This is a genomic window from Spirosoma endophyticum, from assembly GCF_900112365.1.
Taxonomy (GTDB): Bacteria; Bacteroidota; Bacteroidia; order Cytophagales; family Spirosomataceae; genus Spirosoma; species Spirosoma endophyticum.
On the sequence record NZ_FOLQ01000004.1, the window covers coordinates 589519 to 616469 of the forward strand.

22 protein-coding genes and 1 pseudogene are annotated in these 26951 nt (G+C 48.3%); 7 read left to right on the forward strand and 16 right to left on the reverse strand.

What is annotated here, in order from left to right; translation table 11 throughout:
* Positions 1 to 10: 10 nt before the first annotated feature.
* Positions 11 to 2494 (reverse strand): ribonucleoside-diphosphate reductase subunit alpha, encoded by a 2484-nt coding sequence (locus BM202_RS14425; RefSeq protein ID WP_093827181.1) that lies wholly within the window; start codon positions 2492 to 2494, stop codon positions 11 to 13.
* 620 nt (positions 2495 to 3114) lie between these two features.
* Between BM202_RS14425 and BM202_RS14430 the strand changes: the two genes are divergently transcribed.
* Positions 3115 to 3396 carry a type B 50S ribosomal protein L31 gene (locus BM202_RS14430; RefSeq protein WP_093827183.1) on the forward strand — a complete coding sequence of 94 codons (282 nt, stop codon included), beginning with the start codon at positions 3115 to 3117 and terminating at the stop codon, positions 3394 to 3396.
* Between the two features lie 81 nt (positions 3397 to 3477).
* Here BM202_RS14430 and BM202_RS14435 read toward each other — a convergent pair whose 3' ends face one another.
* The gene (locus BM202_RS14435; RefSeq protein WP_093827184.1) at positions 3478 to 4395 is read right to left on the reverse strand and encodes a PhzF family phenazine biosynthesis protein; all 918 of its coding nucleotides are present in this window, start codon (positions 4393 to 4395) and stop codon (positions 3478 to 3480) included.
* A gap of 507 nt (positions 4396 to 4902) precedes the next feature.
* On the opposite strand from BM202_RS14435, the gene BM202_RS14445 reads away from it, so the two are divergent.
* Entirely contained in the window at positions 4903 to 7053 is a 2151-nt protein-coding gene (locus tag BM202_RS14445; protein WP_093827189.1) for a DEAD/DEAH box helicase, read from the forward strand.
* A 79-nt stretch (positions 7054 to 7132) separates the two neighbouring features.
* Here the strand turns inward: BM202_RS14445 and BM202_RS14450 are convergent, their stop codons facing one another.
* The 3 genes from BM202_RS14450 to apaG all read right to left on the reverse strand — a co-directional run bounded on the left by BM202_RS14450 (position 7133) and on the right by apaG (position 9819).
* Entirely contained in the window at positions 7133 to 8485 is a 1353-nt protein-coding gene (locus tag BM202_RS14450; RefSeq protein ID WP_093827191.1) for a monooxygenase, read from the reverse strand.
* Between the two features lie 57 nt (positions 8486 to 8542).
* A complete protein-coding gene (locus BM202_RS14455; protein WP_093827193.1) occupies positions 8543 to 9322 on the reverse strand; it encodes an O-methyltransferase in 780 nt (259 codons plus the stop codon).
* 110 nt (positions 9323 to 9432) lie between these two features.
* Positions 9433 to 9819, reverse strand: a complete 387-nt coding sequence (apaG, locus tag BM202_RS14460) for a Co2+/Mg2+ efflux protein ApaG (protein ID WP_093827195.1) — start codon at positions 9817 to 9819, stop codon at positions 9433 to 9435.
* 147 nt (positions 9820 to 9966) lie between these two features.
* Between apaG and ung the strand changes: the two genes are divergently transcribed.
* Complete coding sequence (ung, locus tag BM202_RS14465) at positions 9967 to 10632, forward strand: uracil-DNA glycosylase (RefSeq protein WP_093827197.1); 666 nt, start codon at positions 9967 to 9969, stop codon at positions 10630 to 10632.
* 76 nt (positions 10633 to 10708) lie between these two features.
* On the opposite strand, the gene lepB is transcribed toward ung, so the two are convergent.
* The 9 genes from lepB to BM202_RS14510 all read right to left on the reverse strand — a co-directional run bounded on the left by lepB (position 10709) and on the right by BM202_RS14510 (position 20039).
* On the reverse strand, positions 10709 to 11881 hold the full coding sequence (gene lepB / locus BM202_RS14470) for a signal peptidase I (RefSeq protein WP_093827199.1): 1173 nt from the start codon (positions 11879 to 11881) through the stop codon (positions 10709 to 10711).
* Positions 11882 to 12055: 174 nt separating this feature from the next.
* Entirely contained in the window at positions 12056 to 12802 is a 747-nt protein-coding gene (gene dapB / locus BM202_RS14475; protein ID WP_093827201.1) for a 4-hydroxy-tetrahydrodipicolinate reductase, read from the reverse strand.
* An 83-nt stretch (positions 12803 to 12885) separates the two neighbouring features.
* A complete protein-coding gene (locus BM202_RS14480) occupies positions 12886 to 13734 on the reverse strand; it encodes a DUF5683 domain-containing protein (RefSeq protein ID WP_093827203.1) in 849 nt (282 codons plus the stop codon).
* A 68-nt stretch (positions 13735 to 13802) separates the two neighbouring features.
* Entirely contained in the window at positions 13803 to 14723 is a 921-nt protein-coding gene (locus BM202_RS14485; protein WP_093827205.1) for a ParB/RepB/Spo0J family partition protein, read from the reverse strand.
* A gap of 89 nt (positions 14724 to 14812) precedes the next feature.
* Complete coding sequence (locus BM202_RS14490) at positions 14813 to 15595, reverse strand: ParA family protein (RefSeq protein ID WP_093827207.1); 783 nt, start codon at positions 15593 to 15595, stop codon at positions 14813 to 14815.
* A 171-nt stretch (positions 15596 to 15766) separates the two neighbouring features.
* Positions 15767 to 16789 carry an SPASM domain-containing protein gene (locus BM202_RS14495; protein WP_093827209.1) on the reverse strand — a complete coding sequence of 341 codons (1023 nt, stop codon included), beginning with the start codon at positions 16787 to 16789 and terminating at the stop codon, positions 15767 to 15769.
* Between the two features lie 25 nt (positions 16790 to 16814).
* The gene (locus tag BM202_RS14500; RefSeq protein WP_093827211.1) at positions 16815 to 17294 is read right to left on the reverse strand and encodes a Uma2 family endonuclease; all 480 of its coding nucleotides are present in this window, start codon (positions 17292 to 17294) and stop codon (positions 16815 to 16817) included.
* A 54-nt stretch (positions 17295 to 17348) separates the two neighbouring features.
* Entirely contained in the window at positions 17349 to 19358 is a 2010-nt protein-coding gene (locus tag BM202_RS14505; RefSeq protein ID WP_093827213.1) for an alpha-amylase family protein, read from the reverse strand.
* A 90-nt stretch (positions 19359 to 19448) separates the two neighbouring features.
* Positions 19449 to 20039 carry a hypothetical protein gene (locus BM202_RS14510; protein WP_245776668.1) on the reverse strand — a complete coding sequence of 197 codons (591 nt, stop codon included), beginning with the start codon at positions 20037 to 20039 and terminating at the stop codon, positions 19449 to 19451.
* A 103-nt stretch (positions 20040 to 20142) separates the two neighbouring features.
* Between BM202_RS14510 and BM202_RS14515 the strand changes: the two genes are divergently transcribed.
* Together BM202_RS14515 and BM202_RS14520 are read left to right on the forward strand one after the other, a co-directional pair.
* Positions 20143 to 21210, forward strand: a complete 1068-nt coding sequence (locus tag BM202_RS14515; RefSeq protein ID WP_093827216.1) for an Ldh family oxidoreductase — start codon at positions 20143 to 20145, stop codon at positions 21208 to 21210.
* A gap of 51 nt (positions 21211 to 21261) precedes the next feature.
* A complete protein-coding gene (locus BM202_RS14520) occupies positions 21262 to 22248 on the forward strand; it encodes an aldo/keto reductase (RefSeq protein ID WP_093827218.1) in 987 nt (328 codons plus the stop codon).
* A gap of 97 nt (positions 22249 to 22345) precedes the next feature.
* Here BM202_RS14520 and BM202_RS14525 read toward each other — a convergent pair whose 3' ends face one another.
* Positions 22346 to 22915 carry an outer membrane beta-barrel protein gene (locus BM202_RS14525; RefSeq protein WP_177236584.1) on the reverse strand — a complete coding sequence of 190 codons (570 nt, stop codon included), beginning with the start codon at positions 22913 to 22915 and terminating at the stop codon, positions 22346 to 22348.
* Positions 22916 to 23038: 123 nt separating this feature from the next.
* A complete protein-coding gene (locus BM202_RS14530) occupies positions 23039 to 23725 on the reverse strand; it encodes a PepSY-like domain-containing protein (protein WP_093827222.1) in 687 nt (228 codons plus the stop codon).
* 355 nt (positions 23726 to 24080) lie between these two features.
* Between BM202_RS14530 and BM202_RS14535 the strand changes: the two genes are divergently transcribed.
* Positions 24081 to 25586 (forward strand): circularly permuted type 2 ATP-grasp protein, encoded by a 1506-nt coding sequence (locus BM202_RS14535; RefSeq protein ID WP_093827224.1) that lies wholly within the window; start codon positions 24081 to 24083, stop codon positions 25584 to 25586.
* A 162-nt stretch (positions 25587 to 25748) separates the two neighbouring features.
* Positions 25749 to 26951 (forward strand): annotated as a pseudogene (locus tag BM202_RS14540) (gliding motility-associated C-terminal domain-containing protein); the annotation flags it as partial.

Below are 26951 nucleotides of genomic sequence, written 5' to 3' on the forward strand. Positions count from 1 at the left end.
AATATTCCTACTAACTACCGCACATCTCGCAACCTTCCGGGTCGTCCAGTGAGCAGGTCATGGCGGCATATTGCTGTTCGAGGTCCGTTACCATCGGTACAGGCTGTGGTGCTACGTTCTGGGCGTGCTCCTTCGCATACTGTACGTAGTCGAGTGGTTTTTCGACCGTTGTTACAGCTTCGGCCATTACGGGCTCCAGTTGCGGCTCGGCTTGTGGTTGCACAACGGTGAACTTTACTGCATCAGAAGCAGCCTTCGTACGGAGGTAATACATACCCGTTTTCAGACCCGCTTTCCAGGCATAGAAGTGCATGGACGTCAATTTACCAAAATTCGAATCCTGAATGTGAATGTTCAGCGACTGCGACTGGCAAATGTACGCGCCCCGGTCGGCGGCCATGTCGATAATATGCTTCTGTTTAATCTCCCAAACCGTCTTGTAGAGGTCTTTGATATTCTGCGGAATATTCGGAATCGCCTGCACCGAGCCATTGGCCAGAATCAGGTTATTCTTCATCGCATCGTTCCACAAACCCAGCTTCACGAGATCTTTGAGCAGGTGCTTGTTCACCACTACGAACTCGCCTGACAATACGCGACGGGTATAGATGTTGCTTGTGTACGGTTCAAAACACTCGTTGTTGCCCAGAATCTGCGACGTCGAGGCCGTTGGCATGGGTGCCAGCAACAGCGAGTTCCGAACGCCGTGCTCCACTACGTCCTTCCGCAGGGTTTCCCAATCCCAGCGACCTGATTTTGGTTTTACACCCCACATATCGAACTGGAACTGACCTTCCGAAATCGGCGAGCCTTTCCAGGTTTCGTATGGACCATATTCTTTGGCCTGCTCCATCGAAGAAGTCATGGCACCGAAATAAATCGTCTCAAAAATATCCTCGTTCAGGCGACGCGCTTCGTCCGACTCGAACGGCATACGTAGCATGATGAAAGCATCCGCCAGCCCCTGCACACCCAGACCAATTGGCCGGTGGCGCATGTTGCTCCGACGCGCTTCTTCAACCGGGTAATAGTTAACATCGATAATTTTGTTGAGGTTGCGAGTGGCCGTTTTAGTCACCTCATACAACTTCTGGTGATCGAACCGCATGATGCCATCCTTACCTCGCGTAATAAATTTCGGCAGGGCAAGTGAGGCCAGGTTACAAACCGCGATTTCGTCGGGAGCTGTGTACTCGATGATTTCGGTGCAGAGGTTCGACGACTTAATGGTACCGAGGTTCTTCTGATTCGATTTCTTATTCGCGGCATCCTTATACAACATGTAAGGTGTGCCGGTTTCGGTCTGCGATTCCAGAATTTTAAACCACAACTCCTGTGCTTTAATGGTCCGACGGGCACGGCCTTCGCGTTCGTAACGCGTATACAAAGCCTCGAACTCATCACCGTAGCAATCGGCCAGACCTGGGCACTCGTGCGGGCAGAACAGCGACCAGACGTCGTCATCTTCCACACGCTTCATGAACAGATCGGGCGTCCAGAGTGCATAGAACAGATCACGGGCACGACCTTCTTCTTTACCTGAGTTCTTTTTTAGATCCAGGAAATCGAAAATATCGGCGTGCCAGGGCTCCAGATAGATAGCAAATGAGCCTTTGCGCTTTCCACCACCCTGATCAACATAGCGAGCGGTGTCATTGAACACACGTAGCATCGGCACAATCCCATTCGACGTACCGTTGGTGCCTTTGATGTAGGTACCCGTTGCCCGAACATTATGAATGCTCAAACCAATACCACCCGCTGATTGTGAAATCTTGGCGGTTTGCTTCAGCGTGTCATAGATACCGTCAATGGAGTCATCCTTCATCGTCAGCAGGAAACAGCTCGACATCTGCGGCTTGGGCGTTCCGGCGTTGAACAACGTTGGTGTCGCGTGCGTAAACCACTTTTCCGATAGCAAATTGTAAGTCTCAATAGCGGCTTCGACATCTTCCATGTGGATTCCGACGGCCACCCGCATCAGCATGTGCTGCGGACGTTCGGCAATACGACCATCCAGTTTCAGCAAATACGACTTTTCGAGTGTTTTGTAGCCGAAGTAATCATAGCCGTAATCCCGATCGTAAATGATCGTAGAATCCAGCAGGGCTGCATGTTGCCGTACTACGTCATACACCTCTTTAGCAATCAGTGAGGCATTCTCTCCGGTTTTCGGATCTTCATACTGGTACAATTTTTTGATCGTACCCGAAAATGATTTGTTCGTCTCTTTGTGCAGGTTTGAAATAGCAATCCGAGCCGCCAGAATCGCATAATCTGGGTGCTTGGTCGTCATCGATGCAGCCGTTTCGGCCGCCAGATTGTCGAGTTCGGTCGTTTTGACACCATCATACAGGCCACTAACGACTTTTACAGCGACCTCCACAGGTTGCACATAAGCTGGATCAAGGCCATAGCACAGCTTCTCGATTCGAGCCGTGATTTTGTCGAACTTGACGGACTCCCGGAGGCCATCACGTTTGATTACATACATAAATATTAGGGCTTGTGATTATATATGAATAAATGATAAATTCAGTTAATGTTCCAGATTCAGTATATATTCTCTCTAATGACCTATAAACGCCTATTAATCAAACACATACTACTGCGTCTTCAGGGGATACAGCCCTTACTCTATTGGTAAGGTCAGTAATAAGCTATTTTTCTGGTTTGGAATGGAATGCTGGAATCTTCTTAAAATAGACGGAAAATTAACCCGGATGGTTCGGGTGTTTTGGTGAATCCTTGAAACGTGCAACTCTACCATGCAGGTTAAGAAATTGTTAAGGTGTCAGTCTTAGCGACTTAACAATAGCCCATCGGAGAGATAGTCTAAGAAATAAAAAATTAGCGTTTATAGATGGTTAACGATGGCGGAATACGTCCTATACCATTTTATAGAGGGATTGTATTTGATTGGCAAAGTAAGAATAAAGGGTGAGAGGGACAAGCCTTTATTAACGCATTATTAGGCAACGGCACAGATTTATATGACTACTAATCAGGCCATGAAAGAAGCTACAAAAAGGTTTGCAATCCACTCAAAACACCTTACCTTTGCAGTCCTTTTCGGTCGGAAACCGAGAAGATGACAAGAAACTGAGATTAATCATGAAAAAGGGCATTCATCCGGATTACCGCGAAGTGGTATTCCACGACCTGTCGAGCGATTATAAATTCCTGACGCGCTCAACGGTTCAAACCAAAGACAGCATCGAGTTCGAAGGTAAAACCTATCCGCTCGTTAAAATTGAAGTTAGCTCCCAGTCGCACCCATTCTATACGGGTAAGAACGTATTGCTCGATACGGCTGGCCGTGTGGACAAATTCCGCAAGCGCTACGGTACTAAAGAAAACGCAACGCCGACGTCACAGCCGACTTCGCAATCGTAGTTTCACTAGCATTCAAACAAAACTCCCCCTGTCGCGGAAACGTAGCAGGGGAGTTTTGCTTTTGGGCAACTTAGCGTTCTTCTAATTATACCAGATTCCTTCTGAGATTAGCTTGACCCAACCGCCAACATTAATCTCATACGTATCATCACTACGTTCCCCTTTCAGATAAATATATGATTTCCGATTTATCTGAAACCCCTGCTCCACGACGGCGTTAACAATGTTGTTCGAATACTTTAATAGATACGCTAACAAACACCCATTGGCGCTGCCTGTTGCCGCATCTTCAGACACTTTATTATTTTCAATCAACAGCATTCTGGCGTTATAATCGGACGTTGCTTCGTAGGTTTCTTTCGTAAAAAAGAATACGGATGTCGAGTGACCGGTGCTACTATTAGTTCTATACTTGTTTCTGAATAACAGGAAATTTTTGAAAGATTCGTAATCGAGACTGATCGCATCAATGGCCGACCGACTTTTGAGCGGGATAATAATATACGGTAATCCTGTGCTTATTTCCTGAATCGGCAACGAAAGATCTAAATCGTCTAATGTCAAGCCCAGTCCCTGCGCAACCTCTTCGTGCGAGAAGAATTCCCGAAACTCCGGTTGGGTTTGCCGCATAAAGATTTCACTTTCATCCAGATTCTCGGGTTCTAAAACCGAGATTTCAATATCGCTGTGTGCTAATTCCAGTAGCAGCTTTTTCTGAACCTCGGGCAGCAGAAATTTTGAAATAATATAGCTCGTTCCAAGCGATGGATGACCCGCAAATGGCACTTCGTGCTCGGGTGTAAATATCCGTACGGCAAAGCGCTCATTATCTTTATTGGCTTTAATGAATGTTGTCTCGGCAAAATTTATTTCCCTCGCCATATTCATCATCTGCTGCTCTGAAAGTTGGTTGCTTAAATCCAGAAAAACAGCCAACTGATTACCTTCATACTTATTCGTGGCAAAGACATCTACGATGTAAAATTTGATTCCTTTCATTTGGGTACAACTATTGTCAAAATGTAATAAACAAAGGACCCCTTGATGCAGTCTCGTAGCAAGGCCTTTCTAAAATAAATACAATAATAATAAGCCCTTACTTGCTTTTTCGATAAATTATCCTTAGTTTTGCACCAGATTTTACAAGCGACATCCGTCGCGTCTCTGTTTCTCTCCTTTTTTTCACGCTGAGTTAGGTCTGACAGAGCCAAGGTACGGATGTACAGGATGGGTTTTCTGTGTAGACGCTCCCCATATGGATCTGACAGTCCAGGGTTTTGAGCAAGCGCGCGTGGGCTAATCGTCAATCGGTCGCACCGGTAAGCCGCTGGAACGGCACACCGGTTCGTTGTCTTTTCCCCCTTTAAAATAGGTCGGGGGTATATGTGGTCCTTGTTGGGTCGTTGGGGCAGCTTCGTTCGTTGGGCAATTCTCGCAGTATCGCGCCGTTCACCGGCATACAACTCGTCTTCGCTTGGAGGGTTTATACCTTATTATTCCAAGTTAATGAAAACGAAAAAAACAAAAGCAGATGCTCAGGAAGAAGCACTGAGCATCGATCAACTTGCAATGGAAATTGCAACCAAAGGCATGACTCCATCGGAAATTGCCGCCATAGATTTCAATGACCCTGAAGCCCCAGTGGCCAAGGCTGATGTTGAAAAAGCTGTTGACGAAGTTATTGAAGTAGAAGACACTCCGCTTACTACAACTCCAGTTGCAGAACAAACCAAAGTAGAAGCGACACCAGCTACTACGTCGGAACAACCTAAAGTTGACCCCAATCAGATTTTATTCTCCAGCTTAGACATTTCGAATGAAGTGTTGCAAGCCGTTACGGATATGGGCTTTGTTAGTCCATCACCCATCCAGGCCGAAGCGATTCCGCCAATCCTGGCAGGACGTGACGTGATCGGACAGGCACAGACTGGCACCGGTAAAACAGCTGCCTTCGGTATTCCTGCCCTCGATCTGATTGACGTACAGGACCGTTCGGTGCAGGTGCTTATTCTGTGCCCAACCCGCGAACTAGCGCTACAGGTAGCTGAGGAAATCAAGAAACTGGCTAAATACAAACGCGGTGTTCGCATCGAAGCTATTTACGGTGGTGATTCCATCGAGCGGCAGATTCGGTCACTCAAAAGCGGTGTTCACATCGTAATTGGTACGCCGGGTCGTGTTATGGACCACATGGAACGCAATACCCTCAAACTTGGCAATGTTAAGATGATGATTCTTGACGAAGCTGATGAGATGCTGGACATGGGCTTCCGCGAAGATATTGAAAGCATTCTGGAAGAGATGCCCGAAGAGCGGCAGACGATCCTGTTCTCGGCTACGATGTCGAAGCCGATCATGCAGATCACCCAGAAATTCCAGAAAGATCCTGTCTTAGTGAAAGTCGTTAAGAAAGAACTGACGAACGTCAATATTGAGCAGGTCTATTTCGAGGTAAAAGCGAAAGCGAAAGTTGAGGTTATGTGCCGGTTAATCGACATGTATGACCTGAAACTGCTGCTGGTGTTCTGTAACACGAAACGTAAAGTAGACGAGATCGTTGAAGACCTGCAAATCCGGGGTTATCAGGCCGAAGGATTGCACGGTGATCTGCGCCAGGCGCAACGGAATAACGTAATGAGCAAGTTCCGTTCGGGTACAACCAACATTCTGGTAGCCACCGACGTGGCGGCTCGCGGTATCGACGTAGACGATGTTGATGCTGTTATTAACTTCGACATTCCGCTTGACGAAGAATATTACGTACACCGCATCGGCCGGACAGGCCGCGCCGGTAAATCAGGCCGGGCGTTCTCGTTCGTTGGTCGTGACGAAAAATATCGCTTCCGCGAAATCCAGACCTATACGAAAGTAAAGGTTGAGAAAGGCGTTATTCCATCCTTCGAAGACATCGTTGGTGTTCGCAAGGCTCGATTCATTGAGCAATTGCAACAAACGATTCAGGAAAGCAAAGACCTGAATCTGTATGACGATTTACTGACTCAACTACACCACACCGGTTTCTCAACCGAGCAGATTGTAGCCGCTTTGGTAAAACGAAGCATGGGTCTGGAGAAAAACGAATTTGCTGATCAAAACCTTAATCTGGAAGAAGATCGCCGGAATGGTCGCGACAAGTATGCAGACCGTGGCGCTGGTGCTGGTCGCTTCGAAGATCGCCGGGGTGGTTCTGGTTCACGATTTGGTGACCGTGACCGTAACGACGGTCCGCCACGGAGCGGAGAACGCGGTGCTTCGCGCTTCAGTGATCGCCGTACCGACGGAGACCGGCCAAGTTTTGGTCGCGACCGGAGTGCCGGACCAGAACGTCCTCGTTTCAACGATCGGGATGGACGTGGTGAAGGTGCAGATCGCAAGCCTTATTTCGACCGTGACGATAAACGCGTTCCCCGTGAACGTGAAGCGAACATGACCCGTCTAATGGTTAGCGTTGGTCGTAGAGACTACGTTCGTCCCGGCGACATTGTAGGGGCTATTGCCGGTGAAGCCAACATTCCTGGCAACAGCATTGGCAGCATCGATATCTTCGATAAATTCACCTACGTGGACGTACCGAAAGACGTAGCTAACCGGGTCGTTGATGCCATGGAAGGTAACACGATCAAAGGACACCGCGTCAATATTGAAATAGCCAAATAATGTAAATCTTTCAGGTTTATAGATATAAAAAAAGCCACTCCTGGAGTGGCTTTTTTTATATCATTTGCTTCTGACTCACTTACTCTTCAAAGTAATAGCCGAAGATGATTCCCATCTCATCTTCACTGGTCAGGCCGAAGCTGACGGCTTTCGTTGTGGTGTTGTTGTACGTGATTTCGGAGGTTAGCCCCTCGCCTTTTTGCAATTCGATAGGTGTTTTAAACGTAATAATATCAGGATGTGCCCAGTCGGTGGACGTATAAATTACTTCACCATCCCGACTGCCGCCCCTTATTTTGATCACGAATTTCTCACCCAGCTTATGCATATGGGAAGTCAGCGCCAGAATTTTTCGCGCTTTGGCAAATGTAAATGACTTGGTTTGAGTCACGCGCGTATTAGCTGGCAGCGCCAAGCTCGTATTACTCAGGTCAAGGGTTTGAACAATACGTTGCACCTTCGCTTTGTCGACCGTATATAAATTAATTTGGGCCTCTCCTTTCATCACCGCGTTGGTGTTATTGACGTAGTGCGAGTTTAGATCGAGTGACGCCCCGGCGGGCAATACTAATGCCGCGCCTTCCGGGAACGTATAATCCTGATACTGAGCCTGAGATCCCGCCAGATAGACGTGATTCGACATCGAAATAGCGGTGATCAGATTTAGAGAATTATCATTATTTCGCAAATCCCGGATATCATTCAGGCTGGGCAATATCGTTTTATCCCGGAAATCATAGGCCACAAAGTGGTGACTGCCATTCCGCATTTTGATTTCGTAGCGATTAACGTAAATGGGTTGCGTATTGCCCACTATCTGACGCGTAAACAACTCTCGCTCAAATTTCGGCTGAATATCAAACAGGGCAATATTCATCTGAACGCCGGTTCCCGCAGCAGGAGCCACCAGGGGGTCATAGGTAACAGTCGTGACGGTATTATCACTTAACAACGTAGCATCAGCAATAGTACCTGTCGCCGGAGCACCGGCCTCAATCCATCGCCGGACGAATTCAATCTGGCCGTTGGGCAATGGCTGACTACCCAGCGGCATCGGGTTTCCGTACAGTTTTCCACTATGGTGACTGGCATCCACACTCAATTTGTGGTATAACAAACTCTCCAGCGAGGCAAAGGCCTTGACGCGTTTAAGACCATCGGCCAGAGCCGCGCTGTTTTTTGGATCAATACCTACCAGATTCTTGTAAGCCACCCCCGCGGCAAGAACCAGCCCATGCTGCGCAAACGTAGCATCTTTCTCAGACGCATGACAACCCGACGTAGCACAGGAAGGTGTAAATATTTTTTGCTGAATCAGATCAAATGAAGATTCCCCCGTTGGGGTTGGCGCATCTTTACAGGAAACCAGATTCAGCAATAGCGCCGGTACACTAACTAGTAAGCCTAATCGAGTATAAGTCAGGACGTTCATACGTACTTTAGGAGCAAAAAGCCTCTCGAAAGATAACGTAATTTCCTGCAATTTCCGTTAAAACCGAAGTACGAAATCCTGTTTCGGTTGCTCTTTGCGGAAGAAAACCAACCCCACCCAAAATAAGTCGACCGTAACCGTAACAGCCGCGTGTGCTTTAATATACGCCCAGGCCTGTTCCATCTCGTCCGACCAGTGAATATCGTCGAAAACAAATACCGTATCGTTATGGGTAGCACTCAGACAGGTTTCGAAATACCGTACTGTCGGCTCATAACGATGGTTCGCATCGAAAAACACAAAATCAATGGAGTTAAGCGCGGAAATATGTGAAGCCAGTGTTTCATCTAAATTCCCAACGACGGCCGTTACGTTCCCAATACCCAACCGCTCGAAATTCTGTTGAGCAATGGTAGCCGTCTGTGGGCAACCCTCAAACGTAGTAACATGGCCGCCATATGACTTGGTAGCTTCTGCCAGATAAGCCGTCGTTATACCGAGCGATGTACCCAGATCAACAATAGTTTTTGCCTCGAACCGCTGAATAAGCCGAAAGAGCAATCGGGCGAAACGCGCTGGCTTCTGCGAGTTACGGGCAATGTCGCCAATACTACGCTGGCGGGAGGAATTCACTTTCGAACCTGCTCCAAAGTCAGCAATGGTAATTGATTGACGATTCCGACGAAGCTCTTTCCGTAAAGACTTGATTGGAGAAAACGCTGATTTTGAGCCTGTTTTGGCTCGAATAATCTGTGTATATAATGAGAAAAGAAAGGGAGAATGAAGCGAATGTTCGTCGCGGGCACGACTCAAATAACGAAGATAAGCAGCGATCAAGATGGCTAATGATTAATGCAAAATTACCGCCCAAGCGGCTCCGAATGAATGCTTGAGGCTCCCCTAACGCAGAGCCGCCCATGCGGTGCATTCTTCACTATACTTGCTTATTAATTCAATTTATACGGCACAACCATAGTGAACTCGGGAATGGTTACGCGAACTTGCTTGCCGTCGATGATACGTTCGACAAGGTAGGTACCCGCCATCTTTCCGATACTTGACCGCAAGTTGCAGCCCGATACGTATTCATGGATTTCGCCCGGCTCCAGCACGGGTTGCAGACCAACTACGCCTTCACCTTCGACCTCCCGAACTGTGCCGTTAGAATCAAAAATTAGCCAATGACGTCTCAGCAACTGAATCGTATAGTCGCTGGTATTTTCGATGGTTATGCGGTAGGTGAATACGTAATGCGCCTGGAGCGGACTGGAATAATCAGCCTGATATTCCGTCTTCACGCTAACTTTCACACCTTCTGAGACTGACGAAACCATAAATTTAGTGTCGTTTTGCAACCTTACAACGAAAATTAAGTTGATTAGTTTTGTTACGCAAGAACCACTCTCAAAATATTTTTCAGGGAGTGGATTCCGGTGTTTGTAGGCGTATAATGCCGAATCAACTTTATCAGTTCCCTACACATGAATGTATCGATTGCCGAATCGTGGAAAATTCACCTGCAACCTGAATTCGATAAACCTTATTTCGGCGAGTTAGCCGAGTTTCTCCGACAGGAATACAGTACTCAGCGCGTTTATCCACCCGGTCGCCTGATGTTCAACGCCTTTGATAAATGCAGTTTTGATGACACACGTGTTGTCATCCTCGGGCAGGACCCGTATCATGGCGAGGGCCAGGCGAATGGATTGGCTTTTTCTGTAGCGGACGGTATTCCCAAACCGCCATCTTTGATCAATATCTTCAAGGAAATTCAGGACGATTTGGGCAAGCCAATCCCTAAATCGGGAAATCTCGAACGATGGGCCAGTCAGGGGGTTATGCTCCTGAACTCGACATTGACGGTTCGAGCTGGACAAGCCGGATCTCATCAGGGGAAAGGCTGGGAGACCTTCACCGATGCCGTTATTAAGCTAATCTCGGACGAGAAAAAAAACGTAGTATTTCTGTTGTGGGGCGCCTACGCTCAGAAAAAAGGAGCTGTTATTGACGGCAAAAACCACCTGATTCTGAAATCGAAGCATCCTTCCCCAATGGCAGCTAATTATGGAGGCTGGTTTGGCAACAAGCATTTTAGTCAGGCCAATGCGTATTTAGAAAGCAAGGGACTGGCTCCTATTGAGTGGTGAAAAGCTTGGGGCCAGGAGCGTGGAGCAAGGAAGTTTTATCCCAGTTCCATGCTCCTAACCCCAAGCACCACGCTACTTAGTCAATCGTGCGGAACAGGCGGTTCCAGCGAATTTTGTTCCAGATGTTGGCGGGGTTTGGGTTGAGTGACATCCAGACAAAAACCGCCTTACCAACAATATGATCTTCGGGCACAAAGCCCCAGAAGCGCGAATCGAGCGAGTTATCCCGGTTATCGCCCATCATGAAATAATAATCCTGCTTGAAGATATAGGATGTAATAGGCTGACCACCAATTTTGACACTCGTAGGTGAAACCACTACGTTCTCATTTCCCTCATACATTTCAATAACTGGCCCGTAGAGCGCAATTGTCTGCTCATTGATCTGAATCGTCGCCCCTTTCTTTGGAATCGTAATAGGGCCAAAATTATCGTGATTCCACTTGAACGTTGGCGTTCCATATATCTGGGACGACATTTCGCCTGGCTTATCCGTCATCGGCTCAATACCTTTTACGAAATCGAACCCTTTGAATTTCTCAATAACATCTTTGGTCGTCGTAATGCTATAGCCTACCATTGTCGATGCTTTGGTCGAGTCATTATATTGCTCCAGCGGCTTCCAGTTTTCAGTTGGCTGGCTTGGATCGCGGTAATCGTTCACGATATCGTACTTGCGGAAGAACGTAGCATCCAGTACCTCCGTCGTTTTTATGAAATATTTCTGCTCCGAACGGGGTGGCGCAGGAAACAACTTACCGTTCACATACACATCGCGTTGTCGGACCTCCAGTACGTCGCCCGGAATCCCAATACACCGCTTGATGTAGTTGGTTTTCAAATCAACAGGATAGTCAATATTATCATTAAGGTATCTGGGCGGCACATTGAACACAACCACATCACTGTTTTTCACGTGTGTAAAGCCTGGTAACCGGTATGATGGTAGCTGAATTGCCTTGCTGTACGAAGGAATATCAGTTCCCCATATTTTCTGGTGCGTTAGCGGCACCTGCAAAGGCGTTCGGGGTGTTCGGGTACCGTAGTGGAGTTTACTCACGAACAGAAAATCACCGACCATCAGGCTGTTTTCCATAGAAGGCGTTGGAATCGTGAAGGCTTCCATAAACAGCCACCGGATAAGCGTAGCGGCCACAACGGCAAATAAAACGGAATCAAACCACTCACGAGTAGCCGATTTTCTAGGTTTAGCCGGTTTCACTTCGGCCCTGGTTTTAACTTCAGACATGCTCAATAATGATGAATTATGACGAGACGGCATCGGCCGCTTCAACGCCCACGTGGCAATAAATTACGAACGAAGTATCAGATTAACAGGAGGTAACTACGTCTAAATTAATAACGAAATTACGAAGATGTACTGGTATTGTTTCACCAATCATCCCGCAGAATTTATAATTAGTCATTCACCCAACAGATCATCCATCCCAAATACACCTTCACGGCCTACAAGCCACTCGGCGGCAACGACTGCCCCAAGCGCAAAACCCTGGCGACTGTGTGCTACGTGCCGGATCTCAATTTCATCGACATCGGAGTCATAGCGAACAGTATGTGTTCCCGGAACCGTTCCTTCCCGTAGTGATTCTATTTCAACCGCATCGGTCGAATCTATCAAAGACGTATCTGTACCTTTGCCTACCCAGCGACGTTTGTTTGGCAAGTGTTCCATCACACCTTCGGCTAGCGTAATGGCGGTACCACTGGGGGCGTCTTTCTTTTCGGTATGGTGGATTTCGGTCATGGAAACATGATAGGATGGGTAGTTTCGCATGAATTGGGCCAATACTTTGTTTAGCCGAAAAAACAGATTAACACCTATACTGTAATTAGATGCGTAAAAAAACGCACCTTTCTTTTCAGCACATAAAGCCTCAATCTCCGTGCGATGGCTGAGCCAGCCCGTTGTCCCACAAACCACTGGCCAGCCACGGCTAATGCAGTACGTAATATTTTCAACGGCTGATTCGGGCGAACTAAACTCAATGACCACATCGACATCATCGGATTTGAGGTTCGCCAATTCAGCATGGTTATGGCCGGGGCCGTCCCCACGGTCGATGCGGCCTGCAATCTGGTGACCTCGTTCGAGTAAAATCTGCTCGATCGCCTTGCCCATTTTGCCATAGCCTAAAAGAAGAATATTCACTTGAATTTATAGTTTACGGTATGCGGTTTATGGTAGGTTGGCTCATTACTATTCATGCGCAAGCTTACTATAAACCGTAAACCTTATTTAAACGTAAATGCTACTCGAACACCTGGGCCAAAACCAACTCCGGGCATCGGTAGCACATTAGGTTCGACGAGCATCGAAATGTCATCGGTTAAATCAAAGGTTTTTAAATGAGCCGCTACGTTGGCTTCAACGATATTGATTACCCACAAAAGACCAGACAGTAACAGGTTTAAATCCCGATAACGACGGAACGTATCATAGGCATTTTTGGCGTTTGCCGTTGTCCGAAATATACTTTTGCTATCCGAAAAAGGACTTATACCAATGGCTACTTCTGTTACTGGTAAATATTTAGCTGGTACGAAAAAGGGACCGGAATTTACCACGGCAGCAGGATATGTCCCCGGCGGATACGTTACTTTTATTCCTTCAAGGATTTTATCTCCATAAAGCAGTCGTTCATAACCTATTCCAGCCTCTTTGGCCAGGCCACGATATTTGACAAATAGATAGCCCATTACACCGAAACCGACGTAAATAAACGGAATTTTATAGTATTGTCGATTGTAAGCTTGCCCCAGTCCGGGAAGCATTAATGAGCGAATAGTTGCCTTACGAGGAATGATTTTATGAATCTGAGCTTCCTGTTTCGCAGTTACCTGAACAGTGTCGGGGTTATCCAGCGATGGGGCGTCATCGTCCGTTAATACAGACGTACCCACTTTGATTCCATTCCGCTGCACAGTTGGAGGAATCGTGTCGGTGGCAGATTGGCCTTGCCTTGTGGAATCAATAGCCACCGGCGTTGGCGCCGGAACAATAGCTGGTTTCTGGGCAAAAAGCGGCCAGGCCGTTGATATGAATAATAAGAAAGCCAGCAGTAAGGTTGAAAACCGTTTCATACACAGACAACGCTCAAAGCTTCCTCGTTCCGACCAGTCGGTTACCCTTTTAAGGTAATTTAACACGATCACGCCTGCGAGTTCAGGACCTCCAGAATTTTGGTTAGCTCTTCCTGAGATGTAAACGGAATTTTAATTTCGCCCTTGTGCTTCTCGTCCGCCTTGATAGATACACGGGTACCAAACATCGACGATAGTTTGAACTGAAGACTGCGCATTTCCTGCTTTGGCAACGTAACACGGCGGGTTGACGACGAGTCGTGCGATTCGTCAGACAGATTCCGAACGGCCTCCTCTACCTTCCGAACCGACCATTCTTCGTCTACGGCTTTGGTAAACAGACGAATTTGAACATCAGGATTTTCAATATTGATGATCGCCCGGGCATGCCCCATCGAAATTTTATTATCCCGTAACGATGCCTGAATGATCGGCGGCAATTTCAATAACCGGATGTAGTTATTAACCGTCGTGCGATTTTTGCCAACGCGTTCGCCTAGTTCTTCCTGCTTTAAGCTACACTCGGTAATAAGTCGCTGGTAGCTTAGGGCAATTTCTATGGCGTTTAGGTTTTCACGCTGAATGTTCTCGATGAGCGCCATTTCCAGCATTTGCTGGTCGTTGGCCGTGCGAACATAAGCCGGAATGGTCGTAAATCCGGCAATTTTTGACGCCTGCAAGCGCCGTTCACCCGCAATAAGTTGATAACGCTCCTTGCCCAGTTGCCGAACCGTAATGGGCTGAATGATACCCTGAGTTCGGATTGAGTCGGCCAGTTCCTGTAGCGCTTCTTCATCGAAACGGGTCCGGGGCTGGAACGGGTTTGTCTCGATCAACGACAGACTGATTTCAGTCATCGTACTGATCGATTCAAACGGCGAAGGTTTTGACTGGCGGCTAACCGATTCGCTATCGTGCAACAAAGCACCTAAGCCACGGCCCAGTCCTATCATCTTCTTATTCGGTGCTTTGGTGTTTGCGTTGTCCATGTGTAAAGATGTATGATATAGGATGTAGGAAGTATGATGTATAACTACTTTCAGCAATCATACATCATACATAATACATCATACATATTTTAAACTTCATGCGGCATCATGCCATTCTTAATCAGAATTTCGCGGGCCAGATTCAGGTAACTGACGGCTCCTTTGCTGTCGGCATCCTGCGCCAAAGCGGGCACGCCAAAACTGGGTGATTCGCTCAATCGAATATTTCGCGGAATGATGGTACTGAAAACCATCTGCTGGAAATGACTCGTTACTTCACCAACCACCTGATTTGACAACCGAACGCGCAAGTCATACATCGTCAGCAGAATTCCTTCGATGGTTAGATGCGTATTCAGTCGCGACTGAATGATCTTGATGGTATTCAGTAACTTACCTAATCCTTCAAGCGCAAAATATTCGCACTGAACCGGAATGATTACAGAATCAGCAGCCGTCAAGCTATTGATCGTAATAAGCCCGAGCGAAGGCGAACAGTCGATGATGATAAAGTCGTACTCATCGCGAATGCTGTCGAGTGTACTTTTCATCTTATCCTCCCGATTCTGGAGATTAATCATCTCGATTTCCGCGCCGACAAGGTCAATGTGCGACGGCAGTAAATCCAGATTCGGAAAGTCCGTTTGAATAATGGCGTCGTGTGGGCGTACCCCCTCGACCATACATTCGTAAATGCTGTTCTCGATTTCTTTTGGATTGTAACCCAGACCCGACGTAGAATTCGCCTGAGGGTCCGCATCAACAATGAGCGTTTGAAATTCGAGGGCGGCCAAGCTGGCGGCCAAATTGATAGTTGTTGTAGTTTTACCGACGCCCCCCTTTTGGTTGGCGATAGCAATGACTTTACCCATGGGTCTGTGCGTTGCAGGTTCAAAGATGCCGCATAGTTTCCACGAATCCAAGCACTGTTCCACGGAATGTTCCACAAAAATAAAAGAGCGATTGAGTGAAAGAGCGAAAGGGTAAATAAAGGGTACACCAGTTACTCACTCATTCGCTCTTTCACTCTTTCTATAATAAGGTCAGGCCCAAACCTTTGTCCCTTCCGTGCAGTTTTGGCACATTTCTATTTCAGAGCGGGAACGTAGCAGTGTCTGGCGAAAATCGTGATAGGCCGGGCCTTGCCAGAGATCAGCAAAAGATTGGGTCTGAAGATCGCCCATCCGGTGGTGAGCATCTTTATCGAAGCAGCAGGGTACGACAAGACCATCCCAGGTAATGACGCAGGAATGCCACATTTTCCAGCAATGATCGCCGAAACCATTTTTGATATGATACGTTCCGTCGGGCTGTGCCGCATAGCGACTGTATTGATCGATCGTCGGAATAAGGTCAGAGCCGTGTTCGTAATCATAAATCTGGGCGGTTTTCAGGCCAACTTCATCCACACCTAATTCATCGGCCAGTTTTTTAACTTCTTCAATCTGGTGCTGATTGGGTTTCACAACCAGAAACTGAAAGACGACATGGGGCGTCCTAGATTTTAATTCTTTTTTCCAGCGAATTATATTTTTCGTGCCTTCGAGCACTTTCTCAAGCTTCCCACCTACCCGATACTGCTGATATACTTCCTGCGTGGTGCCGTCAATAGATATAATCAATCGGTCTAAGCCTGACTCAACCGTTTTACGGGCGTTGGCATCCGTAAGGTAATGAGCGTTAGTGCTGGTAGCGGTATAAATGTTACGTTGGGTAGCGTAGCGTACCAGTTCCAGAAATTGCGGATGCAGATACGGCTCTCCCTGAAAATAGAAGATGAGGTAAAGCAGCGTTTCATGCAGCTCATCGATGGTACGTTTGTAGAGGTCTTCGCCGAGCATTCCGGTTGGGCGGGTAAACGACCGCAAACCACTTGGGCACTCAGGACATCGTAAATTGCAGGAAGTAGTCGGCTCGAACGACACCGACATCGGTAAACCTCGCTGCACCGGGCGACCGGTCTGTTTTGCAACGTAGTAACTGTAAATCACCTTCAGCGCATTAGCTACGCGTTTGGGTGTCAGTTTGGAGGCAAAGTTAAGGCCGTCTCTCAGGTTGCGATTCATCAGGGCAAAGGTACAGCCGAAAGAACTACCGAAACACCTTTTTCAAATCAATGGAAATATTGTTGGTTGGGTCGGTTAGGGTGTTGTTGTGAAAGACTAATTCTTCATCACCGGGTAATAGTACAAAAACGACCCGTAGCATCGGTTGTACAAGCCAATATGATTTTACACCAGCAGAGAAATAAGTTAATGATTTCTCAATCAATTCAGTAACGGATTGCGAGGGCGATAAGATCTCAACTACTGTCAAAGGAACACGAGCAACTTTAATTTCGTCTTTCGTCCAGTTGGAAGCTTGTAGGGGAAAAATACTTAAATCAGGGACCGTTGGAGGATTGGGGTTTTGAAGGGTTACCTCGCTAACAATGTCGAATGTATCGCGATAATGATACATCACCTCAAATATAATTCTGGCTTCAAGTAATCCGTGATTAAAACTGGGCATGGGTTTACCTCTCTCAATTTCATAATCCGTCAGGGCGGGCTGCTCAACAACTGCTTCCATTTCTTTGACTGATTTAATTTCCTGAAATATAACAAAAAGTATACATACTGACAATCACGCCAGCCTATATATCCGGCACCCATTCTCCTCAAAAATTACCTCACCCACCGGTACAGTCGGTATGGTTTCCGGTAAGGTTCCTGTCATACTAGCGGCAAAGGCATAACCCGTTGGCGCAACGTGCGTCCAGACAATGTAGCTTCCCTCAATCTTTTTTTGAGAGACAGGATGAGGGCCAACCAGCCAGCGCGTTTCCTGCCCAACAATGTCAGACCAGATACGTTCAGCAAATTGGCGTATGCGTAAAATAGCTTCGAATTGGGGCGCATTTTGCCCCCAAATAAACGGGCCATGGGTCACTTTGTCGGGCTGACGGTCGTCCTCAATCCGGAAGACGTACAGTTTTGAGTATTCTTCGTTGGCTCCGCGCGTTTCGTGCAGATTGCGTACTTCAAAGCCCAATCCTACGTAACTGGGCATGTCGGCGAGAAACAGCGCGGTGAAATAGCGGAATAGATTCCCCGTTCGGTAGAACTTATCGAATCGCGGATCGTCCTTGTCGGCGGTCATTACCGTGAAGTTCGGGGCGAACCGGTGCGTTCGTGCGTACTCATAGTAACTGGCGAACTGATGCTTAAACTCCGTCGAGCCAACCACCAGCGACTGCAAATCGCCCAGTGTCGAATCAGCCTCAATCGCATCGAGGTGATCCAGTTCATTACCGTACCCCATTGTATCGGGTGGAGCCAGAAACGTTTCCGCGAAAAACGCATAATAAGGCACGCCCTGCGCCTGTACGTATTTTTTTATGGCTAGTAACGGATCATAATGCCGGGACGCCGGACCGTTATCAATTTCGGTTGGGACACCACCCGGTTGCATCTGCACATGGGCCATATCGCCCCGCATAAAATCGAAGTTATAGGCTCGCTGGCAGTCATAAACCTTCCGGCAAATGTACTCCCAGGCTGGGCGATTGGGTTGATCGAAATCCAGCTCCCAGTTCCGGTTATTATGCTTCGATTCGTAAAACTTAAACCGTGCCAGTGGCCCGAACACACGCGACATGGCTTCTGGTTTGTCGAAAGCATACTGATACCAGATCTGCCCGGCATCGTCTATCGTATAATCAGTGGCATCAATGTGCAGGCCCCGATAGGGCGGAGCCATCGTCATGGGCAGCGTTTCGAAACCCTGCGCCGTTAAGTGCCGCAGTAGTGCCACCCGCCGATTGAGTCGACCTATGTAATCGTTCGGATAACCGAACAAAATACGCAGCCGCTGATCGTCGGTCAGAACGGCGATATCGCTCGAAAAGAAAGCGTCCTTTCCACAGGTTAAAGACGTACCGTCGGCTGGTCCGTGAAACTTCAGAAACTGCCAGATCGCTTCCTCTACGTAGCGGTAGACAAAGCTGGAATGATCGGCCAGTTTCGCAGGCTTGCCCCCCTTTTCGTCTCGCTGCACCCATTCAAATAAGCAAGGACAAGCCAGCACCATCTCCGAAAAACGGTCGGTATGGGGAATAACGTCCATGCCAACCGTTCGACCCATCGCGTGAAGCAGGTTCATCACGATCTTGAGTTGCTTTTCTACCGAATCGAGTGCAGGCACGTAACGAGCCAGTTCAATGTCAAAAAACTCGGGATTAATTTGCCAGCTCACCATGCCATACAAACTACCCACAACGCCTGGCTCCCAGATAGGAAGCAGGTGAACACTATCATGACTGGCGGGCAGGGTGAATACGTAGTTGATAACATTCCAGAACGAGCCAATCGTTCGGACGTTAACACCGACCATATTGCTACGTTTCAGCCACGAACTATCGGTGTAGACTTTTGCCGGGCTGTCGATGGTTTCATTGGGGTTCAGGGCTCGGCGAAGCGTCTCGGTGCCCAGCCGTTTATGCAGGATTTCGAGCGTCTGATAAACCGAAAATCGCACCGCCGTTTGGGGAAGCAGATTGGGTATAAACGTCGAACGTCCTGACTGATAGGATTCTGTGTACATTGCGTACTGTCGATACCAGTCGGCTTCTAAATCGGCAATGGAGTTCAGCATAAAACAAATGTAATCAGTTTTTGTAAAACCAACTTATTCGCCTGTTCAGCCTGATACCGACGATACAGCCGCCGGAAAATGTACTATCAATCAATACGTTCGTAACACTTTCAAGCGGTGGTTATTATTGATCCGAACATGTGGATTACTGATAAGATGAAACAATATTCCGCTTACGACCAGGGTCCCAACAACCGGCAACGTATTCGTATAAAAGCCTCGATTATTGACCACATCCGCCAGTAAATAAACGCCCCCGGCAATGGGAAAGAGCGTACCGGCCGCTGTAATGAATGGAATTCGCCGGTGCAGAAAAACGCGCTGTATTTCATCGAAACGAAAGGTGACGGGTTCGTCACGATTCATAACTTCGTTGGCCATCAGTACACTAAACGTACTATCGGTAATGTCGTAAAGTTCTTCCCGATACTTCTCACCACGAGCTTTAAAATGAAGCTCGTCGCCGACAAAAAACCGGTATCGCCGGAAACCACCCAGCGTATGATTCACATCAAGGGCCAAATACTTGGAAGGACGTAGTAAGGCGGTGTAAGAAGGGCCTTTTCGTTGCAGAAGCTGCTCCGACGTAAGCGTATCCTGCGGTTGAGCCCATGAATAAGAAGCGATCAGTAAAATAAAATTCAGTAATAAAAGTGAACGGCAGGTGCGATGTGACTTCATAATAACACTAGTTGCATTAGTTGCTATAACACCAAAAGTAGGTAGTTGGCGCAATTTTTATAAAAATTTAACCCATTCGCTACGCGTTGGCTAATTTGCGACCATGATTACTGCTAACCAACTCCGTTCGTTTACCGAACAAATTTTTATCGCCATCGGCTGTTCCGAAACCGATGCCCGTTTAGCTGCGGATGTCCTCGTTAGTGCCGATCTTCGGGGTGTTGATTCGCATGGTGTGGCGCGTCTGCCGGGCTACGTTCGGCTCTATGATATTGGCCGGCTGAACCCACAGCCCCATATCAAGATCGTCCACGAAAGTCCATCCACAGCCGTTGTTGATGGCGACCGCGGCCTGGGGCTCGTTGTAGGTCCGTGGGCCATGCAGGTCGCCATCGAAAAAGCACGTATCGCCGGAACAGGCTGGGTAGCGGTACGTAACTCCAACCATTTCGGCATTGCAGGTTATCATGCCTTGCTGGCCACCGAGCACGATATGATCGGGCAGGCCATGACGCATGCAGCTCCACTGGTAGCACCGACATTTTCGCTGGATAAGCTCTTGGGTACTAACCCTATAGCTGTAGCCATTCCGGCGGCCACCGAGCCCACTTTCCTGGCTGATTTTGCCTCGACAGCCGTGGCCTATGGCAAACTCGAAATTCTACAGCGCAAAGGACAAAATATCCCTGAAGGCTGGGCCCAAAACGCTGAAGGACAACCCACGACGGATGCCAACGCCGTTCGCAACGGAGGGGCACTATTACCGCTCGGCACCGACCGCGAACACGGCTCCCACAAGGGGTATGGACTTGGCGCTATAGTCGATATCTTTTCGGGTGTACTTTCCGGCGCAAATTATGGCCCGTGGGTACCGCCCTTTGCTACGGCTGGATTTATGAAAGCAGATGAAGGCGTTGGCGTTGGCACCGGACATTTTTTTGGCGCCATGCGGATTGATGCGTTCCGGCCCGCCGATGAATTCAAAACCCACATGGATACGTGGATTCAGCGTTTTCGGCAGGCAAAAGCGATGGAAGGACATCAGGTTTTAATTCCCGGCGATCCCGAACGAATGATGGAAGCGGAACGGTTGGCTAGCGGCATTCCGGTAGTAGAACCCGTTATTAAAAGTCTTGAAGAACTGGGTGAGCGATTTGGGGTGAAATTATAATCCATACGTAGTGTGGACTGAAAGTCCACGCTACCAGAATAAAAAACTCTCATGAATTACAGAAAACTTGGCAAAACGGACCTGAGTGTTTCCGAAATCAGTCTCGGCACCTGGCAGGTGGGTGGCAAATGGGGGGAACCCTTTAGCCATACCAACGCCGATCATATTCTTAATGCCGCCGTTGATGCAGGTATCAATTTCATCGACACGGCTGATGTGTATGGCGACGGCGAAAGCGAAAAAGCCGTAGGGCGACTTGTCCGCTCCCGGTCCGAACAAATCTACGTAGCCACCAAGTGTGGTCGACGGTTGCAACCACACACCAACGAAGCTTATCAACCGACAGCACTACGTACTTTTGTTGAGGATAGCCTGCGAAATATGAGATTGGAAACCCTCGACCTGATCCAACTCCATTGTCCGCCGACGGACGTCTTTTATCGACCCGAAATTTTTGAGCTTTTCGACCGACTGAAAGACGAAGGGAAGATTCAACATCTGGGCGTGAGCGTCGAGAAAGTAGAGGAAGGGCTGAAAGCCATTGAGTTTTCGAACGTAACAACGGTACAAATCATCTTCAATATGTTTCGGCAGCGCCCCGCTGAGCTGTTCTTCACAGAAGCAAAGCGACGAAACATTGGTGTTATTGTTCGGGTGCCGCTGGCGAGTGGATTGCTGACTGGCAAATTCAGTGCCGACACGACGTTCTCGGCTGATGATCACCGCAATTTCAACCGACAGGGAGCCGCGTTCGATAAAGGAGAAACATTTTCGGGAGTCGATTACGAAACAGGGTTGGCGGCTGTTGAGGAACTACGCGCTATTTTCCCCGACGATACCAACTTAGCCCCCGACGCCCTTCGCTGGATTCTAACGTTCGATGCCGTCAGTTGTATCATTCCTGGCGCATCAACGCCCGCTCACCTAACCTCCAATCTTCAGGCCCTGGAACGACCCGCTCCTTCGACTGAACAGATGGCCACCGTGAAAGCCATTTATGACGAACGTATCAAAAACCCAGTGCATTATCTGTGGTAAGATTTCTTATGAATTTGACCCTGTTAGGTATCAGGAACACCAAGCTTTCCTCAAATCCTTGATACTCCTGGTACCTAATATGGTAAAACCGGTGAAATTATTTACCGAAATAGACCTGAAAGCCTAAGCTGAGATTCAGCGCTTTGGGAATGTTTGGTGTCAATGCATTGGCACTACCAGCCAGAAGCGTGTTAAGTGATCCGGTAGCTCCCCCCGTATAGGTTAGACCCAAATCGAAGCTCACCGATTTATTTATAAAGAAAGCCACGCCCCCCGTTAAGCTGTACAGGGCATCGGTACTTGAACCAGCGTTAGAGCCATTGCTTGATGCAGATGTATTAACGATACCCAGCGATCCACCAAAAAATGGCTTCACCTGAGACGGCCCAACGTAGTAACGTAAGAAAGGGGTTAGCCCGATCTGGGTAGCACGGGAACCATTTGAGCTAACATTGAAAAACGGTATCCCAGCACCAATCACCAGGTTATTAGCCACAAACCAGCCGTAGGTTGGTTGAAGACTGACAATTGTACCGCCCCCTCCTGATGTCGGTATCGTTATATTCCCAACATTAACGCCCATTAGGCGATTACCTTTCTCTGTCTGGGCCATCGCCGTCGAAAAACCCAAAACAAACAGAATGAGCACAAAGAACATTGATTTCATAGCTATGTATATAAGTCTGGTATGCATAACATGACTATGAAATTATCCATTTGTTTTCGCGTTTAATGCAAAAATCCTGACATAAGTCAGGATTTTTGCATTAAACCATACAATACTAATCGTTTACTTACCCGAAACGGCTTTTTTGAACGTACCGTCTGCGCTAAACAACAGAAGTGCGCGCTTGCTGTCGGCGGTTGAGATGCTTACGATGTAATCACTGGTTTTTGCCTCCTGAACCGCTTTATTGATCGTCGACCCGGCGTAATTGGCTGTGATATAGGTAGTAATGGCGACCGGCAGGCTTGATACGGTCACCTCTTTCAAATCGGGACCCTTTCCTGGACGAGGATGGTGCGTTGAATCACCGATCGCTGGTTTTGGATGATGAGCCGAATCACCGGGCGGATGATGGCGAACGGAATCACCCGGCATGCGATGATGGGTTGAATCGCCGGGTCTATGTTTAGGCTTGCCATCAGCTACTTTTACGAACGTACCATCTGTGGCAAAGAGCAACAGTTTGACGCTACCGTTCACCGTAATCGCCACCACATAATTTCCCTTCTCATCTTTCTTCGCTTCCTTCACGGTAGCCCCAGCGTAGTTGGTGCTGATATACGTAGTAATAGTCGTTGGCAGACTCGATACGTCTACCGTCGTCAGGTTATGCGGGCCGGTTAGGGTCGTACTCGCAGCGCCCGATGTCCGTGCGGATCCATCCGTAGACGGATCAACCGAATTATGATTACAGGCATTCAGGCTCACCACTAAGGCGGCCACACAACTGAACACAAGCAGTGTTTTCATAGAACTAATAGATTGGTTTTGTTAGGCATGACCAGCCTTTGCTGGTAACACTATTGCCCTTACGTTCTAAGTAAAAATACTGTTGCATCGGCTCAGAAAAATAAACAGAATAGCCGAAATAAGGCAATCAAGGGCGATTTGCATTAAAATCGTTTTAAAGTAAATACGTAAATAAGGTAATGGACGGCAATATCAGCTCGGCGCTATGCTTCGTTTCGCACTACGTAGAAGCTGGGAAAGATTTATCAAAATGATTTACTATTAAAACTTTACTTTTGCATCGTTTTGTATCGCTTAATACCTAACAGTGCCATATTCTATTTGGCTCAGTCCGTAATCATACATATATTGTTACATGAAAAAACAAAATGCCCGCCAATCTCAGTCGCAGACAAGTAAAGGGATGACTCAGTCACAGAGTCAGGCCACCACCAATTTTTCGTTCACCAATTATAAGACTGAGAACTTTTTCGATGAGATGTTCTCCAACGAAACGCAGGTCCGGCATGGGTATGAACCTTTTCGTCAGCGCGTTGAGCAACTTACACAAGAAGATCTCATCGGGCGGCAACACGCGGCCGAACGCGCTTTGATGAGCATGGGCATTACGTTCAACGTCTATTCGGAAGGTGAGGGCACCGAGCGTATCATGCCAATTGACATTATTCCCCGTGTCATTGAATCGGCCGAATGGAATAATCTCGAAGCTGGGCTAATTCAGCGAATAAAGGCATTGAATATGTTTCTGGATGACGTTTACAATGAGCAGAATATTCTGAACGATGGTGTCGTTCCGCGTGATCTGATCGAATCCAGCAAATCGTTTCTGACACCTTGCCTGGGCGTTAGACCACCAAAGGGTATCTGGTGCCATATTACAGGTACCGATCTAATTCGGGGCGACGATGGCCAGTATATGGTTCTTGAAGACAATCTTCGTTGTCCGTCGGGCGTATCCTACATGCTCGAAAACCGCGAACTCATCAAGCAAACGTTTCCCGAAGTACTGGCCCAGACGGGCGTTCGGCCTGTGTCGGATTACCCAACCCGGCTGCTTCAGATGCTCCAGTTCATTGCCGACCGCCCTAACCCAACGGTCGTTGTATTGACCCCCGGCATCTATAATTCGGCTTATTTCGAGCATTCTTACCTGGCTCAGCAAATGGGCGTCGAGTTGGTAGAGGCTCGTGATTTAGTCGTTTCGGGCGGTTATGTTAAAATGCGTACCACAAAAGGATTCCAGATTGTCGATGTGATTTACCGACGTATCGATGATACGTTCTTAGATCCTAAAGCCTTTAATCCGGATTCGATGATCGGGGTACCGGGTATTTTTGAGGTATACAAAAGAGGCCGCGTTGCACTGGCTAATGCTCCCGGAACGGGCGTTGCCGATGACAAGGTAATTTATGCCTATGTACCACGCATCATTAAATATTATCTGGGCGAAGAAGCCATTATTCCAAACGTAAAGACCTACATCTGCCGGGAAGAGGAGGACTGCAAGTATGTGCTGGAAAATATTGAGCATCTGGTCGTGAAAGAAGCTAACGAAGCGGGTGGTTACGGGATGCTTATTGGCCCCAAAGCCACCCCCGAAGAACACGAATTATTCCGCCAGAAAATTCTGGAAAATCCCCGTAATTACATTGCCCAACCAACTATTTCTCTCTCGCGGGTACCTTGTCTCGTCGGTGCCCAGGCCGAAGGACGCCATGTCGACCTGAGGCCCTACATTCTCTACGGCGATGGTGTTAACGTCATTCCTGGCGGCCTGACGCGTGTTGCGCTCCGCAAAGGCTCGCTCGTGGTTAACTCCTCTCAAGGTGGTGGTGGCAAAGATACCTGGGTGCTGTACTGAGCTAATTATTCGTAGCGAGTCGTCAGTCGTTAGTGGCTGACGCAAAAGAAATCTGACATCGTCACCACTAAGGACTAACGACTCGCTACGAATGCGTATCATCTTAATACATTTTTTGTCCGTAAAAACGTTGTAACGTTGTGTTGAAAACGCGATAACTTTATGCGGTTAGTTTATACGATTGGGCTGTGGAGCCTTTTTTTAGGCGTGGTGCTGGTTCCCACCATTAGCCAGGCCACTCACGTGCGGGCGGGAGAAATTACGACCAAACGCATCTCGGCCACTTCTCTTACTTATGAGATCACCTTCACCGCTTACTTCGATGAAGTAAAAGGTAAGCCTGCTGCCGATCAGGCAAGCGAATATCCTGCTTTATGCTTCGGAGATGGAACGTCAGCCGCTGTCAAGCGGCAAGAGCCACGCACTTATATCAATGGGCGTACTTCTTCGATTAACATCTACAAAATTATTCATACCTATCCGGGACCGGGCGCTTATACAATTAGTATAACAGTTCCTAATCGAAACAAGGATACTAAAAACTTACCTCCTCCCGGCGATTCGGATAATCTTCGCTTTTTCGTTTCTACGACGATTCTGATCAATGCCAACCTGGGCCTCAACTCTACGCCCGTCATGCTCAATCCACCCCTGGATTCAGGACGTGTGAATCAGAAGTTCTGCCACAATCCGGCCGCCTTCGATGCCGATGGCGACAGCCTGGCCTTCCGGCTTAGTGTGCCTAAAACCGCTACTACGTCAACAGGTTGCGATGGACGGGCGATTCCGGTCTACCAGGACCCCACCCGATTTAGCACCGCCAGCGAAACCGGCGGTACGCCCACCTTCTCCATCAATCCCTCCACCGGTGAACTCTGCTGGGATGCCCCCGGACAGGAAGGCCAGTACAACTTCGCCTTCATCATCGAAGAATGGCGCAACGGTGTGCTCATCGGGGAGATCACCCGCGACATGCAGATCGTAGTCGTCGACAATCTCAACAAACGCCCCCTCCTGACCCCCATCCCCGACCTGTGCGTGGAGGCTGGCACCCTGATCAACCAGCCCGTCACGGCCACCGATCCCGATGGCCAGCGCGTCATCATCACCAGCTTCGGGGGCGTCTTCAACGTGGGCCAGGATGGCACTGCTCTGGCGCCCGGTGAGCTCATCCAGCCCGCCTACGCCCGACTGCTCAACGGGGGGGTGGCCCAGGCCCAGCCCGCCACGGCCACCTTCAGCTGGCAGACCAACTGCAACCAGCTCCGGGAAGCCCCCTACGATGTGACCTTCAAGGTCAGCGATGTGCCCCCCAGACCCACCCCCTCGCTGGTCTCGTTTCAGACCTTCCGGATTCGGCTGGTG

Bases quoted from the DNA above. Each gene is read 5' to 3' on its own strand.
- BM202_RS14490 (WP_093827207.1), bottom strand. From the start codon at position 15,595: ATGGGTAAAGTCATTGCTATCGCCAACCAAAAGGGGGGCGTCGGTAAA.
- ung (WP_093827197.1), top strand. From the start codon at position 9,967: ATGAATGTATCGATTGCCGAATCGTGGAAAATTCACCTGCAACCTGAA.
- BM202_RS14430 (WP_093827183.1), top strand. From the start codon at position 3,115: ATGAAAAAGGGCATTCATCCGGATTACCGCGAAGTGGTATTCCACGAC.
- BM202_RS14480 (WP_093827203.1), bottom strand. From the start codon at position 13,734: ATGAAACGGTTTTCAACCTTACTGCTGGCTTTCTTATTATTCATATCA.
- BM202_RS14530 (WP_093827222.1), bottom strand. From the start codon at position 23,725: ATGAAAACACTGCTTGTGTTCAGTTGTGTGGCCGCCTTAGTGGTGAGC.
- BM202_RS14510 (WP_245776668.1), bottom strand. From the start codon at position 20,039: ATGAAGTCACATCGCACCTGCCGTTCACTTTTATTACTGAATTTTATT.
- BM202_RS14520 (WP_093827218.1), top strand. From the start codon at position 21,262: ATGAATTACAGAAAACTTGGCAAAACGGACCTGAGTGTTTCCGAAATC.
- lepB (WP_093827199.1), bottom strand. From the start codon at position 11,881: ATGTCTGAAGTTAAAACCAGGGCCGAAGTGAAACCGGCTAAACCTAGA.
- BM202_RS14445 (WP_093827189.1), top strand. From the start codon at position 4,903: ATGAAAACGAAAAAAACAAAAGCAGATGCTCAGGAAGAAGCACTGAGC.
- BM202_RS14485 (WP_093827205.1), bottom strand. From the start codon at position 14,723: ATGGACAACGCAAACACCAAAGCACCGAATAAGAAGATGATAGGACTG.
- BM202_RS14535 (WP_093827224.1), top strand. From the start codon at position 24,081: ATGAAAAAACAAAATGCCCGCCAATCTCAGTCGCAGACAAGTAAAGGG.
- BM202_RS14500 (WP_093827211.1), bottom strand. From the start codon at position 17,294: ATGGAAGCAGTTGTTGAGCAGCCCGCCCTGACGGATTATGAAATTGAG.
- BM202_RS14505 (WP_093827213.1), bottom strand. From the start codon at position 19,358: ATGCTGAACTCCATTGCCGATTTAGAAGCCGACTGGTATCGACAGTAC.
- BM202_RS14525 (WP_177236584.1), bottom strand. From the start codon at position 22,915: ATGAAATCAATGTTCTTTGTGCTCATTCTGTTTGTTTTGGGTTTTTCG.
- apaG (WP_093827195.1), bottom strand. From the start codon at position 9,819: ATGGTTTCGTCAGTCTCAGAAGGTGTGAAAGTTAGCGTGAAGACGGAA.
- BM202_RS14515 (WP_093827216.1), top strand. From the start codon at position 20,143: ATGATTACTGCTAACCAACTCCGTTCGTTTACCGAACAAATTTTTATC.
- BM202_RS14450 (WP_093827191.1), bottom strand. From the start codon at position 8,485: ATGAACGTCCTGACTTATACTCGATTAGGCTTACTAGTTAGTGTACCG.
- BM202_RS14425 (WP_093827181.1), bottom strand. From the start codon at position 2,494: ATGTATGTAATCAAACGTGATGGCCTCCGGGAGTCCGTCAAGTTCGAC.
- BM202_RS14435 (WP_093827184.1), bottom strand. From the start codon at position 4,395: ATGAAAGGAATCAAATTTTACATCGTAGATGTCTTTGCCACGAATAAG.
- BM202_RS14495 (WP_093827209.1), bottom strand. From the start codon at position 16,789: ATGAATCGCAACCTGAGAGACGGCCTTAACTTTGCCTCCAAACTGACA.